The organism is Candidatus Magnetobacterium casense (assembly GCF_019173545.1).
Classification (GTDB): domain Bacteria; phylum Nitrospirota; class Thermodesulfovibrionia; order Thermodesulfovibrionales; family Magnetobacteriaceae; genus Magnetobacterium; species Magnetobacterium cryptolimnobacter.
On the sequence record NZ_JABXWD010000198.1, the window covers coordinates 1 to 6543 of the forward strand.

The window sequence follows — 6543 nt, forward strand, 5'->3', positions numbered from 1 at the left end:
GAGGCACTCGTCTCGATGGTGATACTGCTGTTTGTTCTGGTCGCTCTGTTGCAGACAGTTACCGTTGCCAGCAATGTCACATACAAAAACGAACTCAGAGACGAGGTCACAAAGATAGTCAAGGAAGAACTCGAGGCCACAAGAGATGCCAATTTCGACGCAGTACTGACAGGTACGTGTGAAAAATGTACCTCGCCAAACACATATACCAGGCAGTTTAAAAATGCAAGTATTAACTTTGGTATAGTCAAGACGGTGACCGTCCTTGATCCCAACAACAAACGGGTAGACATCACCGTAACGTGGGCATTCAAGGGCGAAACGATGAATTATACCGTAAACACACTCATAAGCAGATGAAAACTATGCAGAACAAAACAAGACAAAGCGGTTTCACATTAACGGAGCTTGTAGTGACGCTGTTTATACTCAGCGCCATAATGGCGGCAACCTTTGCGTCTTTTATTACGCTGTCAAAGAGCTTTAAGAACGTGACAAAGGTTACTGAATCCCATATGGAGGACATTGCAGGCCTTGACATCATGCGATATGACATAGAGATGGGCGGCTACGGCCTACCGCGTGCCTACTTTCCCCCGGCGCTGGATATCGTATACACCGAGGCCATTTCTACTACGACCTACGGGACAGACCCTTCTATCTTAAACGATGCCCCCTCTAACGAACCACTCACCTACAGGTTTTCTGATAACACGGGAGGTAACGGCTCCGACGTGCTGGCGGTAAAGTCCCTCGCCGTTGCACTGACAAACGTATCAGAGAAGTGGACTTTCGTCTACTACGACGGCACAAGCTGGGTCTACAGATTGTGGAATGACCCGCGCTACGACTTCAAAAACACCGAGAGGGTTATCTTTGTATCAACAATAAACAAGGTGCTCCAGACCTCCGGAGGTAATTGGCAGTTTACACTCAATAACTGGCCCGTACACGACAGTGTTAATATGCCTACGCCGGGAAGTATTGACATTGCCTTTATTATGTATGGAGTGGACAGCACCAGCAACTTGAGAATGCCATTTAATCGTGTAGACTACTTCCTGTACAGGCCCCCGACGAATTTCCCCTCAAGGTGCAATCCCAATACGTACACGCTCTACAGGGCCGTGATAAATCAGGCAACGGGAGCACGAGATATCCAACCCCTGCTTGATTGCGTGGCAGACATCCAGTTGGCCTTTGGCCTGGATACAAATGCCGATAACATAGTCGATTCCTGGACAACCAGCGCCATACCAACTACGGCAGACCTGTTGCAACAGCAGTTGAAGGAACTCAAGGTGTTTATGCTCGTGCAGGAAGGACAGTTTGACCCCGACTTTACCTTCGTAACCAATCCGGCCAACCAAATGGTGATCGGAGATAGCAGCATTACCGTTAAGACCTTTGATTTCACAACACCCGTCAACTTCGGCACGGACTATGTGCATTACAAGTGGAAAATATATAAAATGGTAACTAAACCACTAAATCTTATGTGAGGCGGAGCGTATGAAGATACTTAAAAATGAAGCCGGCTTTGGCCTTGTGCTAACGATGATGTTTGCGCTCCTTGCGCTGGCTCTTACGGGGGCGCTGATGTTTGTTGTGATGCAGGAGTCAAAGCTCTCCGGCTCGGTGAAGCGTTATGCCTCTACAATGGAGGCCGCCAGAGGCGGTGTGGCAATAGCAAAAGACTTCATCGTCACAGGCAAGACAAGTCCCGCCTATGGCACCGTGCAGTACGCCACCTGTACAGCGGACAGAGTAGCGAGATCAACCTATGACCCTGATAACACCTACCAGTGGACCTCGTGTAACGCCTACACGGACTATAACTCTAACGTATGCACTACTGCAAATGCCACAAGCGCCGACCCAAAGGTGTGTCCCGACTTCATATCCACCTTGGGAGACTACACGGTGTACACGAAATTCGCCGATAATAAGCAAATAATCACAGGTAATACGTACAACGTTATCACGATCTCAGTATACGCAGAAAATCCAGCCCTGCTCAGAGAGTCCGTAAACATGCTCTTCCTCTACCTCTTGAGGATAGATTAAGGGTGATACGCTTTGCTAATTCCTCCGCAATAACGCTATCATAACTCTATACGTGATGATAGACCTGCACACGCATACGATCCTCAGCGACGGACAACTGATACCATCGGAGCTTGTGCAGCGCGCTGCGGTAATTGGCTACCGGTGCATAGCGCTGACTGACCACGGTGACGCCTCAAACCTTGAGTTCATTATTCCCAGGACGGTCAAGGTCGCCAGGGAACTCAGCAACCACACCACGGTAACGGTGATCCCAGGGGTGGAAATCACCCACGTACCACCGGAGTTAATCGGGGAGATCGTGGCAGAGGCAAGGGGCTTGGGTGCACGCCTTGTCGTGGTACACGGAGAGACGATCGTGGAACCGGTCAAGGTGGGAACAAACAGGGCTGCCATAGAGGCCGGCGTTGACATCCTGGCACACCCCGGACTCATCACCGACGAAGACGTCATACGCGCCAGAGATATGGGCGTAACCCTTGAGATCACGGCACGGAGCGGACACAGTCTCTCAAACGGCTATGTTGCGGCAACAGCTGTCAGGCTCGGGGCAAGCCTCGTCATCAACACCGATACGCACAGCCCGGGAGACTTAATCAACCGACAACGCGCATACACCATCGGCCTGGCCGCAGGAATGTCGCCCCAGGCAGTGCAGCAATGCTTCAAACGCTCAGAGGATATCGTCAGCAAGGCGTTGAGGTGGTAGCACCACGATCAACCGTGGTTGCCAGGGGTTAAGCCACTTTTATATTTTCGTAGCATGGCATTGTTACTGTGCTTAAGCGATGTAACCACGTCGGACTGGAGTGTTAAGCAAGAAAGCATAAGTAGCTATAACAAGCAGGAAGGGGTCAAGGGGTCAGCGACCCCCGGCATAAAAGGGGGCTGGCCCCCTTGCGGGGTGGGTCTGAGGGAGGGGCGGAGGGGGTGAGGCACCCCTGCCACAAACCGCCTCCCTTCTTTCTTTTCTTCAGAAGAGGTGTCCGGTCACGCGATGCTGTCCTTAAAGTCCAGATATTTCCTGAACTCATCCTCAAAGTTGTCGCTGAATATTGCTCTGCCGAGGTTTTCGCACACTTCCTGTAGTGGCCAGCCCCTGACCTCGTCGATCTCATCGCTGTTGAAGTCAATGGCGCCTGTGTGCGTATAACGATACGTGTGTACCAGCTCGGACTCGTAACTGTTGCTGTGGATGTAGCAGTACATGAGTTCCGGTGGTGTATTTGGCCCGGCAACTGTAAGTAGCGACGCTGATATTATCCCGAGTTCCTCACGCATCTCACGCACCAATGCGGCCTCTACCGTTTCACCGTGGTCTACGTGTCCGCCCACGGAGGTGTCCCACTTGCCGGGGGCCACGTCCTTGTTCATCGAGCGTTTCTGGAGTATCAGGTCTCCGGCTGCGTCAAATACCAGGACGTGTACCACCCGGTGCAGGAGGCTGTTATTGCCATGGACTTCGCCACGACTGGCCACGCCTATGATTTCGCCATCCTCGTTGACTATGTCCAGCAGTTCCGTCTCTTGCATGTTATGACAGTTTCCTCCTTAATATTTCGTTGACCAGCTTGGGATTGGCCTTGCCCTTTGTCGCCTTCATGACCTCGCCCACGAAAAACCCCATGAGCTTGACCTCTCCTGCACGGTAACGCTCCGTTTCGGAAGGATTGGCGGCAATGATGTCGGCGATGGTCTGTTCCAGTTGTCCTTGGTCGCTTATCTGCACCAGGCCCCTGTCCTTGACGACCTCCTGGGCGGACTTGCCCGTTGTGAACATGTCCTCAAAGACGACCTTGGCTATCTTGACGCTTATGGTGCCATCGTCTATGAGCTTTATAAGTCCCACCAGGTCGATGGGGCGCAGTTGCAGCGATTCAAAGGCCACTGCCTTTTCGTTGAGCAGGCGCATCAGTTCGCCCATGATCCAGTTGCTGGCGGCCTTGGGATTGGCACCGCCACGGACGGCCTCCTCAAAGAAGACCGCTACCTGCTTGTCCGACGTCAGGATGTCGGCATCGTACTGGGGCAGGTTATAGACCTCGATAAAGCGCCCCTTCAGGGTATCGGGCAGTTCCGGCATCGCAGCCCTGATTGTGTCGATAAACTCCTCCGATACGGCAATTGGGATGAGGTCCGGCTCGGGGAAGTAGCGGTAGTCGTGTGCCTCCTCCTTGGAACGCATCGATTGCGTCACGGATGCGGCCACGTCCCACAGCCTCGTCTCCTGGGTGATGGTGCCGCCGGCCTTGAGTACTTTTTCCTGACGCTTTATTTCGTATTCGAGTGCCTTTTCCACAAACCGGAACGAGTTGATGTTCTTGATTTCGGTCTTTGTGCCGAGGACCTCGGTGCCGTATGGTCTCAGTGAGACGTTTGCGTCACAACGCAGGGAGCCTTCCTCCATGTTGCCGTCACAGACATCGAGGTAGCGCAGTATCCCCCGGAGTTTGCGCATAAATGCGGCTGCTTCCCTGGGACTACGAATGTCTGGTTCGGTCACGATCTCCATCAGCGGCACGCCCGCACGATTGAGATCAACCAAGCTATGGTGAACGCTGCCCTCGTGGATGTTCTTGCCGGCATCTTCTTCCATGTGGATGCGCGTAATGCCGATGGTCTTTTCCCCGTCTTCGGTGGTGACGACGACGGAGCCGCCAATGCAGATGGGCAGTTCGTACTGGCTTATCTGATAGCCTTTGGGCAGGTCGGGGTAGAAGTAGTTCTTGCGTGCAAAGCGGCTGTAGGGCGCTATCCGGCAGTTGGTTGCCAGTCCCGCCCGGATGGTAAATTCCAGCGCCCGCTTGTTCATCACGGGCAGCACCCCGGGCATCCCTATGCACACGGGGCAGGTGTGGGTGTTGGGCTGTCCACCAAAGCGCGTCGTACAGCCACAGAACATCTTCGTCGCAGTAGACATCTGCGCGTGTATCTCCAGTCCAATGACAACCTCGTAGTTGGTTGCCGCATCTCTCTTAGTCATACGGTCAAACGCCTCCTTAATTCAAAAGAAGGGAGAAAAAAAGAAGGGGGGCGGCTCTGCCCCCCCCTCAGACCCCCCCTGCAAGGGGACCAGTCCCCTTGACCCCATCTTTAGCTTATTCACAGTGGGGTGCTGAAATATGTTGACTTGTTAATTTGCCTTAATAGGAATACATCACGACTCATATGTATTGTGTCTCAGTCAAGATTCTATCTTTTATTTCTCTTCTCAGGTCATTTTTTGGCACAACATCTGCTTTCATACCAAGCAGCTCTGACAGATAATTCTCCAACCCCACAAGGGTAAGAAGACTAACGGATTTGCTGAAATCAACCAATATATCCACATCGCTTTTAATGCCTTCATTACCAGTTGCAAACGATCCAAATATCCCTAGTTCCCTGACACTGTACTTGTCAGTAATTTCTACCCTATGCGTTCGTATTATCTGTTTTATTTCACTTAAAGTTTTCACTGATTTTTTATCCGCACATGACCATATTATCTACATTATACCATACATATATTGTTTAAAGAAATAAATCCAATAGCAGGTGCATAGGTAGCACTCCAGCCCGGCGTGGTCACATCGCTTAAACACAGTAACAATGCCATATTACGATAAATATAAAAGTGGCTTAACTCCTGGCAATCACGGCTGATTGTGGCGCTACCATACTTTTACGCATCCTGGATTCTTGGTCAAGCCAGGAATGACACAATTGGAAAACGGCTGTAACTGTCATTGCCGCAGCCTGCCCCTGGCTTGAACAGGGGAAAGCAGGAATCCATATCTTTTACCGTGAAATAAAATTTACCCTGCTTTTTAAAGAGGATACTTTTTTTTCTTACGCTCAAAATGAGATTGCCCTGCATTGACAAAAGAGTAAGTATCCGGTTAGCATAGATCATAAGGTTTTAATAAAATTACAGAAGGCAAGGGGTGAACATATGGGAAACTTGAAAGTTAAACAACAAACATGCGCTATTGATACCAATCAGAACTTGAATGTAACTCAGGCATCAATATTGCGTGGCTTGGAGAAAATTGACGCAAGTAAACCACCAATGTCTCAGGTAAGTAAAAAAATGGAAGACCTCAAACTCATTGATGCATATATAGAAAAACATAGGGATTTGCTTCTCAAACTGGCAAAATGACAGAACCGCTATTTTTAGGTCTTGCGGAAGGCAAAGTTAGCCGCGCCGAACTCGCAGAGTGGTATAGGGAAAACACGCAAGAGCTTATTAAGAGCAATAGCGGATTCATGAATTAGAGAAACATCAATTTGACGCGGCTTTCCGGCGCGCTCACCCAAACGACAAAACGATTATAGCAGATTTCAATTGGCATAAACAAATGGAAGAAAAACATGGGTGCATAAAAAAATTGGTGAGCGATGGATTCCTGCTTGCGCAGGAATGACACATATGGGCGCAAAATACCATTTCTTGTCATTCCCGTGAAAACTGGAATCCATCTTCTAAAACAG

9 protein-coding genes are annotated in these 6543 nt (G+C 50.3%); 5 read left to right on the forward strand and 4 right to left on the reverse strand.

All coding sequences use genetic code 11. From position 1 onward, the window contains the following. The 4 genes from HWQ67_RS11005 to HWQ67_RS11020 all read left to right on the forward strand — a co-directional run. Positions 1-360, forward strand: a 360-nt coding sequence (locus tag HWQ67_RS11005; RefSeq protein WP_218252735.1) for a hypothetical protein, incomplete at its 5' end; no start/stop codon positions are given. A gap of 5 nt (positions 361-365) precedes the next feature. Beyond that, positions 366-1502 carry a PilW family protein gene (locus HWQ67_RS11010; protein WP_218252736.1) on the forward strand — a complete coding sequence of 379 codons (1137 nt, stop codon included), beginning with the start codon at positions 366-368 and terminating at the stop codon, positions 1500-1502. A gap of 10 nt (positions 1503-1512) precedes the next feature. Next, a complete protein-coding gene (locus tag HWQ67_RS11015) occupies positions 1513-2067 on the forward strand; it encodes a hypothetical protein (RefSeq protein ID WP_218252737.1) in 555 nt (184 codons plus the stop codon). A gap of 55 nt (positions 2068-2122) precedes the next feature. After that, positions 2123-2776 carry a histidinol phosphate phosphatase domain-containing protein gene (locus tag HWQ67_RS11020; RefSeq protein WP_255317237.1) on the forward strand — a complete coding sequence of 218 codons (654 nt, stop codon included), beginning with the start codon at positions 2123-2125 and terminating at the stop codon, positions 2774-2776. A 281-nt stretch (positions 2777-3057) separates the two neighbouring features. On the opposite strand, the gene HWQ67_RS11025 is transcribed toward HWQ67_RS11020, so the two are convergent. The 3 genes from HWQ67_RS11025 to HWQ67_RS11035 form a co-directional block, all read right to left on the reverse strand. Beyond that, entirely contained in the window at positions 3058-3600 is a 543-nt protein-coding gene (locus tag HWQ67_RS11025; protein ID WP_218252739.1) for an NUDIX hydrolase, read from the reverse strand. A 1-nt stretch (position 3601) separates the two neighbouring features. Further along, positions 3602-5050 carry an Asp-tRNA(Asn)/Glu-tRNA(Gln) amidotransferase subunit GatB gene (gene gatB, locus HWQ67_RS11030; RefSeq protein ID WP_218252740.1) on the reverse strand — a complete coding sequence of 483 codons (1449 nt, stop codon included), beginning with the start codon at positions 5048-5050 and terminating at the stop codon, positions 3602-3604. Positions 5051-5231: 181 nt separating this feature from the next. Then, positions 5232-5525: a nucleotidyltransferase family protein gene (locus HWQ67_RS11035; RefSeq protein ID WP_218252741.1), complete on the reverse strand. Its 294-nt coding sequence runs from the start codon at positions 5523-5525 to the stop codon at positions 5232-5234. A gap of 476 nt (positions 5526-6001) precedes the next feature. On the opposite strand from HWQ67_RS11035, the gene HWQ67_RS11040 reads away from it, so the two are divergent. Continuing rightward, positions 6002-6211, forward strand: a complete 210-nt coding sequence (locus HWQ67_RS11040) for a hypothetical protein (protein ID WP_218252742.1) — start codon at positions 6002-6004, stop codon at positions 6209-6211. Between the two features lie 112 nt (positions 6212-6323). On the opposite strand, the gene HWQ67_RS11045 is transcribed toward HWQ67_RS11040, so the two are convergent. Beyond that, on the reverse strand, positions 6324-6543 hold a 220-nt coding region (locus tag HWQ67_RS11045; protein ID WP_218252743.1), incomplete at its 5' end, for a hypothetical protein.